22 protein-coding genes are annotated in these 16,309 nt (G+C 71.2%); 7 read left to right on the plus strand and 15 right to left on the minus strand.

The genetic code is table 11. The annotated features are described in order from the left end of the window. Positions 1-936 (plus strand): LuxR C-terminal-related transcriptional regulator, encoded by a 936-nt coding sequence (locus ACIQF6_RS14665; RefSeq protein WP_400894328.1) that lies wholly within the window; start codon positions 1-3, stop codon positions 934-936. 310 nt (positions 937-1,246) lie between these two features. Beyond that, positions 1,247-1,498: a helix-turn-helix transcriptional regulator gene (locus ACIQF6_RS14670; RefSeq protein ID WP_400894330.1), complete on the plus strand. Its 252-nt coding sequence runs from the start codon at positions 1,247-1,249 to the stop codon at positions 1,496-1,498. A gap of 44 nt (positions 1,499-1,542) precedes the next feature. Here ACIQF6_RS14670 and ACIQF6_RS14675 read toward each other — a convergent pair whose 3' ends face one another. Both ACIQF6_RS14675 and ACIQF6_RS14680 read right to left on the minus strand, forming a co-directional pair. Next, on the minus strand, positions 1,543-1,803 hold the full coding sequence (locus tag ACIQF6_RS14675) for a hypothetical protein (protein WP_400894332.1): 261 nt from the start codon (positions 1,801-1,803) through the stop codon (positions 1,543-1,545). A gap of 187 nt (positions 1,804-1,990) precedes the next feature. Next, a complete protein-coding gene (locus ACIQF6_RS14680) occupies positions 1,991-2,158 on the minus strand; it encodes a hypothetical protein (RefSeq protein WP_400894334.1) in 168 nt (55 codons plus the stop codon). A gap of 148 nt (positions 2,159-2,306) precedes the next feature. Here ACIQF6_RS14680 and ACIQF6_RS14685 point away from each other — a divergent pair, with 148 nt between their 5' ends. Next, positions 2,307-3,554 carry a helix-turn-helix domain-containing protein gene (locus ACIQF6_RS14685; RefSeq protein WP_400894336.1) on the plus strand — a complete coding sequence of 416 codons (1,248 nt, stop codon included), beginning with the start codon at positions 2,307-2,309 and terminating at the stop codon, positions 3,552-3,554. Between the two features lie 11 nt (positions 3,555-3,565). Further along, positions 3,566-4,108 (plus strand): NUDIX hydrolase, encoded by a 543-nt coding sequence (locus ACIQF6_RS14690; RefSeq protein ID WP_400894338.1) that lies wholly within the window; start codon positions 3,566-3,568, stop codon positions 4,106-4,108. 79 nt (positions 4,109-4,187) lie between these two features. Here ACIQF6_RS14690 and ACIQF6_RS14695 read toward each other — a convergent pair whose 3' ends face one another. Then, positions 4,188-4,373 (minus strand): hypothetical protein, encoded by a 186-nt coding sequence (locus ACIQF6_RS14695; RefSeq protein WP_400894340.1) that lies wholly within the window; start codon positions 4,371-4,373, stop codon positions 4,188-4,190. A gap of 447 nt (positions 4,374-4,820) precedes the next feature. Between ACIQF6_RS14695 and ACIQF6_RS14700 the strand changes: the two genes are divergently transcribed. Next, entirely contained in the window at positions 4,821-5,366 is a 546-nt protein-coding gene (locus ACIQF6_RS14700) for a hypothetical protein (RefSeq protein ID WP_400894342.1), read from the plus strand. Between the two features lie 53 nt (positions 5,367-5,419). Here the strand turns inward: ACIQF6_RS14700 and ACIQF6_RS14705 are convergent, their stop codons facing one another. From ACIQF6_RS14705 to ACIQF6_RS14720, 4 genes are all read right to left on the minus strand, one after another. Continuing rightward, positions 5,420-5,593, minus strand: coding sequence for a hypothetical protein (locus tag ACIQF6_RS14705; protein ID WP_400894344.1), 174 nt, complete (start codon positions 5,591-5,593; stop codon positions 5,420-5,422). 86 nt (positions 5,594-5,679) lie between these two features. Continuing rightward, on the minus strand, positions 5,680-5,913 hold the full coding sequence (locus tag ACIQF6_RS14710; RefSeq protein WP_400894346.1) for a hypothetical protein: 234 nt from the start codon (positions 5,911-5,913) through the stop codon (positions 5,680-5,682). Between the two features lies 1 nt (position 5,914). Continuing rightward, positions 5,915-6,721, minus strand: coding sequence for a hypothetical protein (locus tag ACIQF6_RS14715; RefSeq protein ID WP_400894348.1), 807 nt, complete (start codon positions 6,719-6,721; stop codon positions 5,915-5,917). 227 nt (positions 6,722-6,948) lie between these two features. Continuing rightward, complete coding sequence (locus tag ACIQF6_RS14720; RefSeq protein ID WP_400894350.1) at positions 6,949-7,137, minus strand: hypothetical protein; 189 nt, start codon at positions 7,135-7,137, stop codon at positions 6,949-6,951. A 1-nt stretch (position 7,138) separates the two neighbouring features. Between ACIQF6_RS14720 and ACIQF6_RS14725 the strand changes: the two genes are divergently transcribed. Then, positions 7,139-7,309 carry a hypothetical protein gene (locus tag ACIQF6_RS14725; protein WP_400894352.1) on the plus strand — a complete coding sequence of 57 codons (171 nt, stop codon included), beginning with the start codon at positions 7,139-7,141 and terminating at the stop codon, positions 7,307-7,309. A gap of 3 nt (positions 7,310-7,312) precedes the next feature. Here the strand turns inward: ACIQF6_RS14725 and ACIQF6_RS14730 are convergent, their stop codons facing one another. The 6 genes from ACIQF6_RS14730 to ACIQF6_RS14755 are packed head-to-tail and all read right to left on the minus strand — an operon-like array spanning position 7,313 to position 15,128. Continuing rightward, positions 7,313-8,044, minus strand: coding sequence for a hypothetical protein (locus ACIQF6_RS14730; protein WP_400894354.1), 732 nt, complete (start codon positions 8,042-8,044; stop codon positions 7,313-7,315). Next, on the minus strand, positions 8,044-9,165 hold the full coding sequence (locus ACIQF6_RS14735) for a hypothetical protein (protein WP_400894356.1): 1,122 nt from the start codon (positions 9,163-9,165) through the stop codon (positions 8,044-8,046). Before ACIQF6_RS14735 ends, ACIQF6_RS14730 begins: the two co-directional genes overlap by 1 nt. Continuing rightward, the gene (locus tag ACIQF6_RS14740; RefSeq protein ID WP_400894358.1) at positions 9,165-10,355 is read right to left on the minus strand and encodes a hypothetical protein; all 1,191 of its coding nucleotides are present in this window, start codon (positions 10,353-10,355) and stop codon (positions 9,165-9,167) included. The genes ACIQF6_RS14735 and ACIQF6_RS14740 overlap by 1 nt, the downstream gene beginning before the upstream one ends. A 13-nt stretch (positions 10,356-10,368) precedes the next feature. Continuing rightward, the gene (locus ACIQF6_RS14745; protein ID WP_400894360.1) at positions 10,369-11,277 is read right to left on the minus strand and encodes a phage tail protein; all 909 of its coding nucleotides are present in this window, start codon (positions 11,275-11,277) and stop codon (positions 10,369-10,371) included. Positions 11,278-11,281: 4 nt separating this feature from the next. Next, a complete protein-coding gene (locus tag ACIQF6_RS14750; RefSeq protein WP_400894362.1) occupies positions 11,282-14,869 on the minus strand; it encodes a hypothetical protein in 3,588 nt (1,195 codons plus the stop codon). A 19-nt stretch (positions 14,870-14,888) separates the two neighbouring features. Beyond that, complete coding sequence (locus ACIQF6_RS14755; RefSeq protein ID WP_400894364.1) at positions 14,889-15,128, minus strand: hypothetical protein; 240 nt, start codon at positions 15,126-15,128, stop codon at positions 14,889-14,891. On the opposite strand from ACIQF6_RS14755, the gene ACIQF6_RS14760 reads away from it, so the two are divergent. After that, positions 15,123-15,344 (plus strand): hypothetical protein, encoded by a 222-nt coding sequence (locus ACIQF6_RS14760; protein WP_400894366.1) that lies wholly within the window; start codon positions 15,123-15,125, stop codon positions 15,342-15,344. The genes ACIQF6_RS14755 and ACIQF6_RS14760 overlap by 6 nt on opposite strands. On the opposite strand, the gene ACIQF6_RS14765 is transcribed toward ACIQF6_RS14760, so the two are convergent. Together ACIQF6_RS14765 and ACIQF6_RS14770 are read right to left on the minus strand one after the other, a co-directional pair. Continuing rightward, positions 15,311-15,649, minus strand: a complete 339-nt coding sequence (locus ACIQF6_RS14765) for a phage tail assembly protein (protein WP_400894368.1) — start codon at positions 15,647-15,649, stop codon at positions 15,311-15,313. The two genes, ACIQF6_RS14760 and ACIQF6_RS14765, sit on opposite strands and share 34 nt — an antisense overlap. Positions 15,650-15,739: 90 nt before the next feature. Then, positions 15,740-16,303: a hypothetical protein gene (locus ACIQF6_RS14770; RefSeq protein WP_400894370.1), complete on the minus strand. Its 564-nt coding sequence runs from the start codon at positions 16,301-16,303 to the stop codon at positions 15,740-15,742. Positions 16,304-16,309 lie beyond the last annotated feature (6 nt).

Genomic DNA, 16,309 nt, shown 5'->3' on the forward strand with positions numbered 1-16,309 from the left:
ATGGACATCGACATCAGCCCGGAAGCCCGCGCCCTGTACACCCGGGTAGCCGCTGGCGAGCCCATCTCGGACGAGGACCAGGGCGCGGCCTGGCAGCTGCTCAACCGCGGGCTGCTGCGCGAGGACCCGGGGCGCGGCCTCGCCCTCGTTGACCCCGGCTACGTCGGTGCCCGCTGGGAAGCCGAGTACCACGGCCAAGCTGCCGCCCTGCTCGCCCAGGCCGCCACCGTTAGTGACCTCCTTGCTGACCTCCGCCAGGCTTACGACGGCCGTAGTGTCGACCCTCGGGCTGGCCTGGTTGACCTCGTCCGCGGATCGACGGCGATCAACGCGCGCATCGGCCAGCTCCTGGACGGCTGCACCACCGAACTGCTCGTGTGCCAGCCGGGCGGCGCTCGCAGTCGCGAGACCCTGGAGGAGACGAAGGGGCGCGACATCGAGACGATTCAGCGCGGGGTTGCCGTCCGCACGCTCTACCACGCTGACGCCCGGACAGGCGAGGCCACCGAGCTATGGGTGGCCGAGATGACGAAGGCCGGCGCCGAAATCAGGACGCTTGCCGAGCCCTTTCAGCGGATGATCCTGATCGACCGGTCGATGGCGGTCATCCCTGGGAACTCGATCCTCACCACCAGCCGCGAGGCGGTCGCTTACGTCGTCAACGATCCGGGTGTGACCGGCTTCCTCGCGGCGAACTTCGAGCGCGACTGGTCCAGGGCCGCGCCATGGACTGGACTTGAGGAGCAGTCCATGCTGACCCCCCGTCATGAGCAGATCCTGCGCGCCCTCGAGCAGGAACAGAGCTACGAAGCGATCGGGAAGCAGATGAAGGTCAGCTCGCGAACGGTGGCTATGCAGGTGGCCGAGATGAAGGAGATCTTGGGCGTTGACACTCTGTTCGGGCTGGCTTGCAAGTGGCGGGCGTGCGCTCACTGAATCGGGGACCGGAGCAGTGCGGCAGCAAGCCGGTTCACGGTTTCGGCAGGAGCTGATCCGAGCTGTACGAGCGGGCAGTCCAGCGCCATGGCGCCCACGTCCAGGCCAAGTGATGGCAGGACGATCCCGTGCCGGGACAGGGCCGCCCGCAGGCTGTTGGCGGCGGCTTCCGCTTCGGCGGCTGGCTGTGCTGTCACTGGCGCTCCGGTGCTCGGCCCCCGAGTGGGCTGGACATCTTATCGAACGAACGCTCGATAAGTGACGAATACATGATGCAGACTTTTGATCATGTACAGGTGAATGTCAACGGGTGTCACCAGCCCGTGGATCCCGCCGCACCCCCACCGAGCAGCAGCTCGAGCAGCGGGCGCGGTTCGGCCGACGACTCCGCCAGCTGCGGGTCGCCCGGGACCTCTCCCAGGAGCGGCTGGCCGAGCTGGCCGGCCTGGACCGGCAGACCATCGGCTACTGGGAGCGTGCGCGGACCAACCCGGGGCTGGACGAGATCACTGCGGTGGCTGGCGCGCTCGACGTCGACCTGTGGCAGCTGTTCGTCGGCTAGGTGTCCGGCCAGACACCGGCGACCCGCCCTTGCGTTGGGTGCGCTTAGGCAGTCGCCGGCCAGGCGAACTTGGACCGCGGGGCGGCGTGCAGCCGGGTGGCCATCAGGCCGATCTCGGCCACTGTGCCGCTGATGATGATGCGCGCCTGGCCGCTGTCCAGGGCGTCCTGGTCGACGGTGACCCGCATGGACGAGTAGCCATGCTGCCCGAGCGCGGCGCGCATCAGGGTGGCCCCTTCCTCGGCGTAGCTCGCGCGGCCCTCCGGGGTCGGCTCCCACATGCTGGTGTCGCGGTTGGTGGTCACTGGTGCTCTCCGGGTGTCGTGTTCTGGGGTTGGGGCTGGGGTGCAGCTGCGCGGCTGCACCCCACGTGGTCGCTGATGGCGTCGGAGTGGCTGTTGATCGGGCCGGCGTACTTGCCGCGGCCGTACCCGTGGCATCTGGGGCAGTACCCGAGCGTCTGGGGTGCGGTTCCGCCGGCGGGCTGCTTACTCACGTGAGGTCCCGCGCGACGGCGTCCAGGTAGGCGCCCCAGCAGTCCGAGGCAGTCGGATCGATGTCGCGGCCGACACCGGTGAGGCACCGGTGGCAGTCGCCGCACGGGGTGTACCGCTCGTCATCGGTCGGGCTGCTGGCCGCGGGCCGCATGGTCTTGATCACGATGGCTCTTCTCTGATCACCGGGGACGCACCGCGGTAGGTGCAGGACCAGAGTCGGCGGTGGCGGCGCGAATCTGCAGGGCCGCCGTGAGTACTCACCGTGTCCACCCTGCCGCCGATACCCTCAACTCACCGACGAGGAGGATCCGATGGGGCCGCTCGACCATGTACTCGCCGACCCGCAGGTCATCGCCGCGTGCGAGGCTCGCAGGATCGGCACGCTCTTCAACATCGCCCGCCGCCACGGCCTCGGTCCCGCTCGGATCGCCCAGCTGACCGGCATCGGCACCAGTCGCGTCACCGAGTACATGCAGGGCCAGCGCGAGGTCACCTCGATCACCGTGATCGAACGCGTCGCCGATGGCCTACGCGTCCCCGGACACATGCTCGGCCTCGCCAGTCGCCCCTGGGAGGCGCCCGGCGGACCCGCGCCCTCCTACCAGCCGGCCGCCGTGCCGGAGACCTGGGAAGTCCTTGACATGCTCAGCCGATCCACTGCGTCCGACGCCGCACTCACCCACCTGGAGGCCGCGGTAGCTGACGTTGCCTACCGCTACCCGGCGAACGCACCCGCAGCCACTGCCGCCATCCTGCAGCGCCAGCTTGTCAGCGTGTACGACCTCCTTGGCCGGCCGCAGCAGCTCGCCGCCCGGCGCCGGTGCATCCGGATACTGACGGTCGTCTCCGGACTGCTGGGCTTCGCCCATCACGACCTCGGCGACCGCATCCGCAGCGACGCGCACTTCCACCTCGGCCTGGTGGCCGCAGAAGAGGGCGAGGCCGACGACCTCACCGCCTGGCTGCTGACCATGCGATCCATCGTCGAATACACAGCCGGCCGGCTCCGGTCCGCCGACGACCTGCTGCAGCACGCAGCGAGCCTGGACCAGGCTGCGGGCCCACGGCGCCGCGCATGGGTGGCGGCTAACCACGCCCGGTCCCTGGCCGCTGCCGGTGCCCGATCGGAGGCGCTGGCCACACTCGACCAAGCCGCCGCCCTCCTCGACTTTGCTGACGATCCGATCGGTGGCCTGGACTTTTTTACAGGGGCACGCCTCGACGGTCTGGCAGGTGAGGCATACGCCCACCTCGGCGAACACGCCGTCGCCGCCGGGCTGCTGGAGACCGCGATCCAGGCCCGCTCTGCCGAGGACACCAAGGGGCGGTCGGTGCTGACCATCGACCTCGCCGAGTGTCAGCTCCGCCAGGGCGACGTGGACGCCGCGTGCTCCATCGCTCAGGCCGCGCTCGACCTGGCCGACGGGGCGGTCACCAGCCGTCTGGTCCTGCGCGCGGCCCAGCTCCAGGACGCTCTCACCCCGTGGCAGTCCACCCGCCCGGTGCGGGAGCTCGCGGAGCGCGTGAGAGGGTCGAAGCTCCAGCTCACGCGCGCATAGAGGAGACTCGGGTGGAGTGGCAGCAGCACGGTCGCCGGCAGGTCTACGGCTCGCCCTGGGTCGAGGTGTGGCTCGATGACGTGACGATCCCCGGCATCGGCCGGATCGACCACCACGTGATCCGATACCCGAAGGGCTCGACCACCTCCGTCGTCACCAACGAGCTAGGCCAGATCCTGCTGCTGTGGCGGCACCGGTTCATCACCGGCCGCTGGGGCTGGGAGGTGCCGGCCGGATGGGCCGAGCCCGGCGAGGATCCGGCGCACGCCATCGCACGGGAGGTCGAAGAGGAGACCGGCTGGCGGCCGGGCCGGGTCGAGCTGATGACCGAGTACGACGCGATGGCCGGCATCTCGAACGCCCACTTCCGTAGCTACCACGTCACCGGGGCTGTGAAGGTCGGTGAGCCGGAGGACGTTTCCGAGGCAGCCCGGATCGAGTGGCATTCGGAGGCGGACGTGGTGAAGCTGCTGACGAGCAGTCAGGTATCGGATGGCCCGTCGCATGCCGCCCTGTCTTACTACCTCGGCCCTTACCGTCTCGCCTGCGGGTAGCTGTCGATCCGTTGCTTCGTCGGGGGTGCGCCCCGCCCGCCAACTCTTTCGAGGGCGGTGCGGGGCGGCAGCTGGCCAGCTAGTGCCTGACGGCGAAGGGGCTGAAGGCGGCAGCCGTCACAGCGACCCCAGTCACAGCGATCAGCAGCCAGATTTTAATCTCGCTCACCTCGTGCTCCCGCCGCTCGTCGCGGAGTTGAAGCCGGAGAACCTCCTGCTCCAGCCGTGCGATCAGGGCGGATAGCTCGTTGAGAGTGTGTGCCATGATGGATCCCATCGCGTGTACGTGCATCCTAAGTCCGGCCGCGACTCGCCAGGGGGTGTGTCACCACCCCCTGGCTATCTTCCTGTTCGGCCGACACCATGATGGGGCATCAGGGTTGATTCTGTTAAATCCCCTGCATAGGCCATGTCTTGACCATCTGACCGACCCGCTCGATGTGCACCCCGCCGCTGCCGTTCTGCGCAAAGACGCAGGTAGAGAAGCAACTTGCACATGTCTCAATTGATTCTCTAATCCATTTTGATTGGAATGGCTGGGTTCCAGGGAATTAGTTGGCAAGGGGTTGGGATGGCATCCATGGGAAGAACGTAGAAAAGCCCCGACCGGCCGAAGCTCAGTTTGGACGGTGTTACGACTTGGGCACACCGCCTTCACGCTGCCTGCCCACCCCGATACCGTCCCCCTGCACACCAATCACCAGGGGAGACCATGCGCCGCACCACCCTTGCCGCCGCCACCGCCGGCATCGCCCTCATCATGACCGGCTGCAGCAGCACCGCGGCGCCGGAAGCCGCCACCACCCCGGCTGCGGCGGTTCCAACGCCCAGCTCGTCCAGCGCGGCCGCCCAGCAGCCCGCCGCCGCCGCACCCCGTGATGCGAAGGCCGCCGTCACGGCGCTCACCGCCGCCGTTCCCAGCATCAAGGCGGTGAAGACCTACAGTGCCGACGACGACCCCAACCACCTCCTCGGCCGACCCAACCAGTACATCTCCAAGACGGCGTTCGCCGACTCGCGCATCAAGGCGGAGGACGTGGAGATGGAGGACGAGGACTCGGTGGCCCGCGGCGGCTCCATCGAAATATTCGCCACTCCGGCAGACGCACAGGCCCGCGTCGACTACATCGCCGGGATCATCAAGCAGATGCCCGCGTTCACCGAGTACGACTACGTGCACGGCGCGGAGGTGCTGCGGGTGTCGAAGCTGCTGACACCCGAGCAGGCGAAGCAGCTGCAGGCCGCCCTGCAGGCCTGACCGCGAACACGAAATACCGCCCCGCCGGCTGAAGCCGAGCGGGGCGGTGGTGTTCAGCGACCCATGATCTGGGCGAGGCCTGCGCCGGACCCGGCGCCGAGTACGACGGCAGCACCCATCGCCATCCAGACCCGGGCCTCCAGGGACCGGATCCGCTTCTCGTGATCGCTGGTCTCCTCCCGATGGCCACGCTGGTCCTCCAGGAACCGGTCGATCTTCTCGTCCATCCTGATCTGCCGGTCAGCGATCCTTCGAACCTCCGCGTACATCTGGCTAGGAGAGATGACGACGCCCGGGTCGGGCGGCGGGCTGGTCACTCGCGGCTCGCCGGGTCCGCCGCGGTCGGCAGCAGCGCCGCGGTGCCCGTGCGGCCGAGGAAGCTGCTGAGCGCGCCCTTGACGACGGCGAGGCCGGCCGGGATCGCCGCCACTGCCGCCGACTCGGCGGCCGACAGGCTCGTGATCCCGCCGACGAGCAGCAGGCCGATCAGGGCCTCCGCATACGTCGCGGAGGTGCGCTCGGCGAGGTCGACCAGGAATCTGGGCATGTCAGTTCCCCTTCTGTGCGGTCGGGTTGGCGGGGGTGACGGTCACCTGCAGCTGGACCGCGTCCGCCAGGGCGGCCCGCACGTCCTGCGGCAGCCGTCCGAGCGCGGCGTGCAGCGGGGGGATCACGTACCTCAGCGGATGGGTGCCCGGGTCCGCCGGGCGGTCCGCCAGGGCCTGCAGCAGCCAGTACAGGACGTCGTGGGTGAGGTCGCTCTTCTTGCGCTCGATCGCGGTCTGGACGATGCGGTCCAGGTCGGCCTCGGTGAATGCAGCCAAGGGGTCCTCCTCGGTGATGGGGTTGGTGGTGGCGGTCTTGGTGCCGCCGAGGCGTGGGTCCGCGGAGACGGTGCCCTCCGGGTACGCGGGCACGCCGTAGCCGTAGACGCTGCTGCGGGCCCGGGTGCGGCGGTAGACGCCGTCTCCCTCCGGCGAGCCGCCCGAATTCGAGTTCCCCTCGACGGTGGTGATCGTGGTGGCGTCGTAGGCGACGACCACGCCGGTGTGGCTGCTGCCGCCCGTGCCCAGATAGAACGGGCCGCCGAGCACCGGGTAGGCGGACCAGCGGCCACGCTGCTGCCACCAGGCGACGGCGTCGAGGCAGGACGCCGTCATCGGCCACAGGTTGTCCATGCCGGTGCGGTGGGCGCCCCAGGCTTCGAAGGTGGCGCACCAGGGCTGGCCGTCCGACCACTCCAGCCCGGGTGTCTCCCGGCTGTAGCGCTGGCGGTTGTTCCACGTGCCGTCCGGATCGCGGCCCTCGTGCTGGCCGACCTGGCCGAGCAGCAGGCCGACGAACTGGTCTCTCAAGGTGGGCCTCCGGGTATTAGTGAGTGCCCGAACATGTCGCCTGTCGCCAGTTCGGGCTGATGTGGGGAAGTTGTGGCGGGCGCGCGCTACCGTGGTGAGCATCAACGGCCAAGGGGGGCAACGGACATGAGGGTCAGCAGGCAGGCCGCGGCAATCGCGGCGTCGGTGGTGGCGGTGCTCGGCATCGGCGGCGGCGCCTGGGCGCTCAGCACGAGCGGCGGCAGCGGTCAGCAGGTGCAGACGGCCGACACCGTGAGCCCGAGCGCGAGCCCGAGCAGCAGTCCGAGCGAGAGCTCGAGCGCCAGCCCAGCGGCAACCGTCAGCCCGAGCGCGAGCGACCCGATGCCCAGCACTGCCGCGCCGGCCACGACCGAACCGACCACCAGGCCGACCACGACGAAGAAGGGCAGCAGCAAGATGAGCACCCCGACCGGAGAGCCGGCCACCAGTCACCCCGTCAGCACCGACCCGCCCGGCGCCACCGCAGGCCAGTGGAACGGCGGAACCGGCACCGTCGACAACGGCCCGTACCCGAGCCGCGGCCCCGTCGACGGGCCGACCGGCGACCCGTACCCGGTCACGCCCTGATCATCAGGACTGCACGCCGAACGTCGACAGCCCGCGGATCCCGATGTTGCCGGTGCCGCTGGTGACGCGGGCCTGCCAGTGCAGATAGGTCGGTGTGTACAACGCCCCTGCCAGCGGCCCGGCTACAGCACCGTATGTCCAGGCCCCGGCCGATATGGCGACCGGACCCGCAATGACGGTGCCAAGGTCGTCAACGAGCTGGATCTGACCGGCTACCCCAGCATCGGCCCTGACCAAGTAGTGCGCATAGATCTTCGGGTGCTGCTTGACCCAGGCCAGGTTCTGCAGGGTCGTGAAGGCGGAACTGTTGGTTGTGAAGGTCGGGGACTCGGTTGCGCCGAACCACGCGTCCGTGCTGAGGTACGGGCGGGCCAGGCCGCCGGCGGCCACGTCGTCAGCGACGACTGTGGTACCGGCCTTGTCCCGCAGAGCGAGGGCCTGCGGGTTACCGTCTGCGCTGTACAGGCTGAACGCCAGCGCGCCGTCCTCGCGGTACATCAGGATGCCGCGCTGCTCGGACCCGTCGGGATGGCTCGGGGAAATCTTGCCGACCCACATCTGCGTCCGCGAGCCGTCCACCGACATCATCCGGAACGAACCGCCTCCCAGCACCTGGACGTTGCCGCCCCTGATTTCGTTCATCGCGGGGCGGGTGTTGACGGCTCCCTGGAGGTCGCGGATCTGCTGCTGCATCTCCCGGACCGTGTCGGTGATGTCCTGCGGCACGTGCGGCATCAGGCGGCCTCCAGGTACAGGTCGGTGGTGGTGGGGCGACCGCGCTCCGCAGGCTGGACGCGCAGGCCGACGATCCGGTAGCGGGCGGAGAGTCCCTCGGAGTACCAGAGGTCGCCGGCCGCGATTTTGAGACGGATGTAAGAGCCGAGCTGGAGCTGTCCGGCCGCGGACGACAACACGGTGATCGACGGGATCGCCACCGGAGCCCGGTAGCGTGCGAGGTCCGCGCGGGCGTGTGAGGTGAGGGTGTCAGGTTCGCTGACGGTGGAGTAGTCGGAGCTGCCGTCAAGTCTCGGCCAGCCGGCCGCGATGTCGTCCGTGCTGACCAGCAGGTCGGACAGCAGCGGCACCGAGTCCGCGGCCTGGTTGGTGTTGATCGACGCGCCCCGGGACTGCCAGGCGGTGGCCATCATCGTGGCGTCCATGGGTAGTGCGTGACCGCGTACCGCGCCCGGCGAGGTCAGCAGGACATCCCCTGTGCCGGCGGTGAGGATCGGGTACCCGAGCCGCAGCGCGCGGTGCCGGACGCCGTCCCCGCCCCGGTACACCTGGATCCGCCACTCGAATCCGCCCTCGACGGCGCCGAGTTGGTCGAGCAGGCCGCCGATCCACGGCAGGTCGGTGGCCGCGTACGTGCGGTCGCGTGCCACCCCGGACAGCTGTGTCGGGTCCATCTCGATGCGCAGGTCGCCGCCCGGGACGCCCTGCGCGTACGCCACCAGCGCCCGGGCAATGGCGAGTTGGTCGCCGCCGGCCCAGGTGAGGGTGTCGGTCAGCATCCGGTGCCCGCGCAGCCACGACTCCAGCCCGGCCGCGACGATCGGGCAGGTGTACAGGCCGCGCTCGTCGGCGGTCGGGGTGATCGCCCACAGCACCCCTGCCCATGCGATCTCCGTGCTGAACGTGGTGTGGCGTTCCAGGTAGAGCATGGTGCGGCCGGGGATCAGGACGTCCCGAGCCTGCTGGGCGGCGCGCTGGGTCGGGATCGGGACGGTTCCCGACAGTGACCCGGTGCGGCCGATGTAGTCGTCGTAGGAGACGTCGTGCAGGTCGATCAGGCCGAGCTGCCGGTCCGTCACCAGGTCGCACACCCGCAGCTGGTAGACCTCATCCGTCTCCATCACGCCACCCTGTGCAGCCGGATCCAGGACCCGACGTGCATGGTGGTCGCGGCGGCGTTGCTGGTGTTCTGCGCCCAGCGCAGCTGCAGGGCGCCGGCGGTGCCGGTGGTGGTGATCCGGCCGACCGGCCGGGCTGTCTGCCGTGATGGAAAGCCGAATGTCCCGAGGGCTCGCTGGACCGTATTCGCAGTGTCCTGGCTGTCGATCTGCAAGTTGGTGGTCGCGCTGATCGGGGCACCGAACGGCGCCCACTGCATGGTCGCGCCGGCCGGAATGGTCCAGTCCATCTTGATGTCGCCGAGGGTGGGGTTGGGCCCCTCGTAGACGAGGTCGCCGTCGAGCAGGTAGGTGGCGTTCGCCGCGAGCGGCAGGAACAGGTGCGTGTCGTTGGTCATCGTCGTGCTGGCCGAGATGGGCTGCGCGACCGTCTTGTAGGCGGTGAGCCAGCCGCCGACACCGGTCACGGTCAGGCCGCCGGTCAGCGTGGCCATCGCGGTCCCGGAGCGGGTCAGCGAGACGTCGCCGAGCTCGACCCGGCCCGCGATGCCGAGCCGGAGTGCGGCCTCCCACACGGTGCCGTTGAACCGCTCCAGGACTCCGGCCCCGCCGCCGCCGTCGCGCCACTGGCCCGCATACGCCCCGACGGCCGACCCGTTGGGAATGATCCCGCCGAGCGCCGCGGTGTAGACGCGCCGGTCGGTGACCGCGGTGCTCCACGCGATCGGGGCGCCGGCGGATGCTCCGGCCTCGACCCGGATGTCGTACAGCGCCAGGTAGGCAGTGCAGTTCGGCACGGCGGTCGGCGCGGACGGGGTGGTCGCGGGGGTGCCGGGCACCACGACGATGTCCGGCACGGTCAGGCCGCTGCTGTCGTAGCTGGAGTCGTAGGCGACGAGGAACACCCGGTCGATCCTGGGCAGGCTGGTGTGCCCGTTGGTGATCGTCTTGGTGTGCGCGGCGGTCACGGCCAGCGGGTACGCGCCCTGGGCCGCGGTGCCCTGCGCGACCGCGCGGCCGATGCCGATCGTCACATCCATGCCCGACCCGGACAGGGCCAGCGGGGTGCCGCCGGGGATCACCCCGGCCTGGGTGGTCGTCGCCGAGGACGGCGCCCAGGTGCCGATCGGGGTCAGCCGGGTGTCCTGCCGGGTCTGGCCGGGGTTGATGTGCCAGGCGGAGCGGACGGTCACAGGATCCTCCTGGTCACCAGTAGGCGGAGCGCCAGCGCACGGTCGCGCTGGCGGCGGTGGTGGCGGGGTCGGCGGAGCGGAAGGACAGCACGGTGTCGCCGGGCGGGATCCGGACCGACTCCTCGGGCACCGACCGGGCAGTGGCCGTGCCCTGCCGGTCCTGGCCGCCGAGCAGGACGGTCCCGGCCTGGGTGTCGATGTACAGCACGTCCGCCGCGGTCAGCGTCAGCGCGTACTCCAGCACCGTCGTGGTGCCGTACACGGTGATCGACGGGGTGACGCACGGCCCGTGGATCTCGATGGCCACGCCGGTGGAGGTGTCGCCGGCGTTGGTGCACAGCACGTCGCCGGTACTGCCCGGCGACCCCCAGACGAGGCCCGTCTCGGCGGGGCTGCCCCAGGCGAGGCCCGTCTCCGGGCTGCCCCAGACGAGGCCGGTCTCGGCCGTGGGCAGGCCGGTCTGTACGGACTGGGCGGCCGTGTCGTAGCGCAGCGGGTCGGAGCAGGTCCATTCCAGGCTGATCTTGGGATAGCCCCAGGTGTACTGCTGGTCCGCGGGGATGGTCCGGGCTGTGACACGGGCCATCACCTGCAGCCGCTGGCCGCCCAGTTGGACGACCAGAGGCTGTTCGTCCTGCTGGATCCCGGTGGCGGCACGCAGCGCGGCGAGGTACTGCGGCCACAGGGCGTCCGCGGCCGGGTCCTCAGGGATGAGTTCGGCGTCCCAGCTCAGTACCCGTGCCCGGGCGAGGAGCCGCCCGGGCACCGCGCCGTGCTGCTGGGCGCGCAGCACGGTGCCGTCGTCGAGAGGGGGCAGGTCGTCCCATCCGGTGAGGATCCGGCCGGCGTACGGGGATCGCTCGCCGAGCAGCAGGCCGCGCCACTCCATCTGGCCGTCGGTGGTGATCAGTTCACCGGCCACCGCGTCACCCCCTCGCCTTGTACTCGCGGTAGAGGGCGCGCCCGATCGCCTCGGGCGCCTGGTCGTAGGCGTTGAACTCGGCGATGCTGACGGTCACCCCGCCGGCCACCGGTGCTGCGGCCGGTCCGTTGCCGGCCTGGGCGCGGGAGGCGCTGACGGTGCCGGCGCCGAGCCCGGCGAGGTTGCCCTGCGCGGTCGCGGCGACCGCGGCGGTCGCCGCGTACACCTGGTCCTGGCCGTCCAGGACGCCCTCGGCGAGGGCGGCGCTGATGGACTGTCCGCTGTACAGCGTCCAGCCCCGGCCGGAGAACGGCCCCTCTTTCGCGGGGGAGAACGGGAGCAGCCGGCGGACGTCCGACAGCATCCCGGACATGCTGTTCTTGAGGTCGACGGCCTTGGACAGGATGCCGTCGATCAGGGACTGGGTGATGGCCCGGCCCGAGTCCCACAGCTGCCGGGCGAAGTCGCCGAGGGCGACGGCGACCCGGCCCGGAAGGCCGACGAACACCTCGCCGACGGTGCGCGCCAGGCCGTCGAACAGGCCTGCGGCGGCGCTGAGCGCACCGGGCAGGTCGCCGTTGAGCAGCCGCACCACGACCTGGAGGGCGGGGACGACGATCTGTTGGATCTGGCGGGCCAGTTCACCGGACAGGATCCGCGCGAGCCGGGCCGCCAGGTCGATCAGCGGCGGCAGGAGCGGGGCCATGGCCTGGAGCCCGTTGGTGATCAGCGCGGCGAGCTGGATGAGCAGGGGGGCCAGCGCGACGCCGATGTCGGCGAAGCTCTGTCCGACCTGCTCGAGCGGCAGCTGGCCGAGCAGGCTGGAGAGTTGGGGCAGCAGGGTCTCGGCGAGCTGGAGGCCCGCGCCGAGGAACGGCTGTATCAGAGCCGGCAGTTGAGCCAGGGCGGGCGCCAGCAGCGCGGACATGCCGGCCGCCACGGACTGGACGGCCGGGGCGAGCAGTCGGATGTTGGCGGACAGGGCCTGGACGACCGGTGTCAGGATCGGGCCGATCTGGGCGGCCAGCTCACCGGCGACGACCAGCAGCGGGCTGGCCGCGACGGCCAGTTCGGACACCGCGCTACCCGCTGCGACCAGCAGCGGGCCCAAGGCGGTGATCACCGGCCGGAGGCCGTCTCCCAGCGCGGTGACCAGGGCCTCCGCCCCGGGACGGAGGGCTGACAGAACCGGTGCGATCTCGCGCAGGGCCTGTCCGATCAGCGGCGCGGCGGTCCGGCCGATCAGCGCCATCACGTCGAACAGGTCCCGCAGGCCCTGCTGGACTTCCGCCGTGGCGGTGACCCTGGCGATCTCCGCGGTGACCAGCTGGAGGGTGCCGAGGAACCCGGCCCCGGCCGCGTTCGCGGGACCGAAGATGCCGCCGATGATCCGGCCCAGGTTGAGCAGGGTCCCGCCGAGCTGGTCGGCCAGGTCCAGGGCCCGGCCGATCACCTCCTCGAGGCCGCCCGAGGCGAGGCCCTTCTGCAGCCGCTCGGTCCACTTCGCGGACGCGTTGGCGAGCGCGGTGGTGACCCGGTCGAACGCCGGCGCCGCCCCGGCGCCGATCGTCATCAGCGCGGTGACGACCTGCCCCGGCAGGCCCTGCAGGTTGGCCAGGCCCTTGGACGCGCCGGCCATGGCCCGATCGAGGACCCCGGTCGCGGCCAGGGAGCGGGCGGCCTCGGCCACGCCGACGGCCATGGCGTTCAGCGATCCCGCGGTGGAGACCAGCTCGCGCCGGAACGCCGGCAGCACCGCCGTGGACGCGGTGGTCAGCTCGGTGTCGAGACCGGCGAACAGCCGCTCCTGGACGGCCTGCTGGACCTCGTGCCATGCCGGGCCGATGTCCTGGACCGCGCGGACGAACGCCTGGGCGCTCGGCGCCAGGGCGGCCATCGCCTCGGCGTAGGCGTCGATTCCCGCCGCGCCGCCGCCGGCCGCCTTCCCCGCCTCGGCGAGCGCCAACGTGGCGTCCGCGACGGCGCGTTGGGCATCGGAGACCTGCTTGGCGGCATCCCGCGCGGTCTTCGCCGCTTCCTGCCGGGCGTCGGAGACGTTGCGCTCCGCGTCGGAGACGTCGCGGGTCGCGGACACCAGGTTCTCCTGCGCCGTGACGACCCGGTCCGACCCCTCGACACCGACCTGGGCGGCTCGCGCCACCGCGACGGACAGCCGGCCGTTCTCCTTCTGCTGCTCCTTCAGGCTCTGGACTGCCTCGTCGTAGGAGAGCTGTGCCTTCTCCAGGGCCCGGGTCGCGGCCGGGTTCCGCTGGGCCGCGGCGAGGACGTCGGTGGCGTCCGCGACCCGCAGCACCGCGTCGCGTTCGGCGAGCTGGCCGGACGTCACCCGGTCGGCCAGGTCCTCGGCGTCGCGGGCCGCCTGCTGGCGTGCGTCGTCCAGGGCCTGCTGTGCCTTGAGGGCCTTGACCTGCGCGTCGGCGAGGCTGCGTTCCGCGTCGGAGACGTCGCGGTCCGCGCGGACGACCCGTGCCGCGGAGTCCTCCGTGGTCCGGGCGAGGCTGTCCTTGGCGTCCGCGAGCTGGCGCTGCGCGGCGGCGACCTGCTTGGCGGTGTCGACCGCCGCGCCGCCACCGCCGCCGCCCTTCGCGGGGGCGAGGGCGGCCGTGAACGCGGCGCCCAGGCCCTTGGCGCCCAGGCCGATCGCGCCGATCGCCTGGCTGAGCGCCAGGACGGCCGGCACCGCGACCAGAGCCGCGGGAGCGATCTGGGCGAGGCCTACCGTCAGCGAGGTGAGCTGCGGCAGCGAGCTGACGCCGAGTCCGATCAGCGCGCCGCGCAGGCTCAGGATGCCGCCGAGGCCGGAGCCGAAGGTGCTGTTGAGCTTGGAGGCGGCGCTGTCGAGGCGCTGGACGGGTTCGTCGTCGGCGCGGACGTCGATCGTGGCGGTGCGGTCGTGCGCGAGCCGGTCCAGGCGCTCCGACGCCCGCAGCACGTCGGCCGGGTCGACGGTCGGCCGTATCTTGACGTCGATGGCGTCGCGGAACCGGTCCTCCAGCTCGCCGTGGGCCGAGTCCGCGGCCGCCGTGTCGACGTACGGCTCGATCCGGACCTTCCACGGGTCCGTGAGGATCCGCAGCTGCTCCTCGGCGGTACGGAACGCCTCCCGGTCGATCTGCGGCTTGAGCGTGACGTCGCGCGGGCGGAGCGAGCGGGCCAGGGAACGGCTGACCTGCGCGTCGATGCCGGAGGCGTCGACCTTGAGTTTGACCGTCAGCTCGGAGCGGACCCGCTCCAGCCGGGTGCGGACCTCCTCCGGGAACCCGGTCAGGTCGAGCTTCGCCTTGACGGCCAGCTCGGGCCGGATCCGGGCCAGCGCGGTGCGGGCCTGCTCGCCGATCCGGTCGGTGTCGAGCACCGCCCTGACGGCCAGGTCGGGCCGGTGGCGGGCGATCTCAGCCCGTACCGACTGCGCGAACCCGGTGGTGTCCGGGGTGAGCCGGATCTTGAGCTGGGCGCGGGCCTCGATGCGGTCGAGGTAGCGCTGCAGGCTGGGCGCGAACTTCGAGGTGTCCGGCAGCACCCGGATGGAGAGCCGGTCAACCTCGCGTCCGCCGGGGGATCCACCGGCCACGGCTCACCCCCTGGGTTGTTCAACTGTCCATCGTCGTGCGGTACTTGGCGGGCAGTGGGCGGGCGTCCGGGTGCCGGGAGAGGTCCAGCGGGCGGCGGGGCGGCGCGGGGGCGCTCTGCGGGTCGCCGGGTCGCGGGAGCAGAGCGGGCGGCGGAACCGCCTTGCGGGCGGCGAGCTGGACGGCGGTCCAGGTGCCGGCCTGGATCGCGTCGACGATCGACGCGAGGAGGTGGGTGCGGGTGTCCCACTGCCGGTGCACCGGGCCGCCGCGCAGGGCGGCCAGCAGCGCGGAGTCGTAGGGGAGGTGCTCGACCAGCTGGAGGATCCGGCGGGGGGCGAGGGCGCCGCGCGGCAGGTCGGCCAGGTCCAGGCCGTAGTACTGCTGGAGGTCGGCGCGCAGCTCCCCGCCCAGCCCCTGGATCTGGATCAGCTGGACGAGCTTCAGGCTTCCCCCAGCTGCACGGCCTTCATGTAGTGCTGGAGGACGAGCAGGAGGGCGGGGACGGGCCAGTCGGCGATCTCGGCGCGCACCAGCGCCTGGTCGTCGGCGACGGCTGTCAGGGCGTCGCGGACGGCCGCGAACTGCTCGGCCGGCGTCATGCCGTCGGTCTGGTCGAGGGCGGCGATCTGTTCGACGGCCCGGTCTCGGGCGGCGTCGGCCAGCATGACGGGGTTGAGGAGGGTCGCGGTTCCGCCGGCGCGGAGCTCGATCGGCAGGCCGGTGTAGACGGTGGTGGCCTCGTCCATGAGTGCGGCGAGGCTGACGGGGGCAGCGGCCATGGTGTGTCGGTCCCTTCGGTGTCCGGTCCCGGGATGGTCCTGTGCCGCCGGACGGGACCGGTGGCCGGCGGCACAGGAGATGAGGGCGGGTCAGGACTCGGCGTCGAGGAGCGCGGCCCATTCGCCGATCGCGCCGTCGATGAGCGTGGAGGCCAGGAAGGTTCCCTTGATCGGCAGTTCGAACCAGTTCTCGCTGTCGATCTTGATCGCGTCGGAGCCGAGGAGGGACACCCGCGGGTGCCACAGCGGCACGAAGCTGGAGCCGTCGACGAGGATCATCAGCAGCGCCTTGATCTGCGGGACGGGCTTGGCGGGGATGCGGATCGACCCGTCGGCCTGCATCGCGGCCGGCCCGGCGCCGAAGTACAGCTGGAGTGCGGCCTTGTCGGCCTGGATGCTGCTGAACGTGATGCCGTAGGTGATGTCCGGGCTGGTCTGCCGCAGCTTGGAGTTCTGCCAGGACCCGAGCGTGGTCGGGTCGGAGCCGTCGCGCGTGAGGGACGGCATGGTGTCCCGCGAGGTGTGGCCCAGGTTGGTCCAGCCCGCGCCGGGCGAGAGCGGATCCGTGATGGACGCCGGCTTCGCGGTGTCGGGGTTGCCGAGGTAGATGTACCCCGTGCCGGGGACGATCGTGGTCGTGGCGTCGAGCGCCATGTGATT

It is taken from the genome of Kitasatospora sp. NPDC092948 (assembly GCF_044754805.1).
Taxonomy (GTDB): Bacteria; Actinomycetota; Actinomycetes; order Streptomycetales; family Streptomycetaceae; genus Kitasatospora.

Bases quoted from the DNA above. Each gene is read 5' to 3' on its own strand.
- ACIQF6_RS14665 (WP_400894328.1), top strand. From the start codon at position 1: ATGGACATCGACATCAGCCCGGAAGCCCGCGCCCTGTACACCCGGGTA.
- ACIQF6_RS14705 (WP_400894344.1), bottom strand. From the start codon at position 5,593: ATGGACGAGAAGATCGACCGGTTCCTGGAGGACCAGCGTGGCCATCGG.
- ACIQF6_RS14765 (WP_400894368.1), bottom strand. From the start codon at position 15,649: ATGGCCGCTGCCCCCGTCAGCCTCGCCGCACTCATGGACGAGGCCACC.
- ACIQF6_RS14730 (WP_400894354.1), bottom strand. From the start codon at position 8,044: ATGCCGCACGTGCCGCAGGACATCACCGACACGGTCCGGGAGATGCAG.
- ACIQF6_RS14735 (WP_400894356.1), bottom strand. From the start codon at position 9,165: ATGGAGACGGATGAGGTCTACCAGCTGCGGGTGTGCGACCTGGTGACG.
- ACIQF6_RS14710 (WP_400894346.1), bottom strand. From the start codon at position 5,913: ATGCCCAGATTCCTGGTCGACCTCGCCGAGCGCACCTCCGCGACGTAT.
- ACIQF6_RS14725 (WP_400894352.1), top strand. From the start codon at position 7,139: ATGAGCACCCCGACCGGAGAGCCGGCCACCAGTCACCCCGTCAGCACC.
- ACIQF6_RS14770 (WP_400894370.1), bottom strand. From the start codon at position 16,303: ATGGCGCTCGACGCCACGACCACGATCGTCCCCGGCACGGGGTACATC.
- ACIQF6_RS14700 (WP_400894342.1), top strand. From the start codon at position 4,821: ATGCGCCGCACCACCCTTGCCGCCGCCACCGCCGGCATCGCCCTCATC.
- ACIQF6_RS14685 (WP_400894336.1), top strand. From the start codon at position 2,307: ATGGGGCCGCTCGACCATGTACTCGCCGACCCGCAGGTCATCGCCGCG.
- ACIQF6_RS14695 (WP_400894340.1), bottom strand. From the start codon at position 4,373: ATGGCACACACTCTCAACGAGCTATCCGCCCTGATCGCACGGCTGGAG.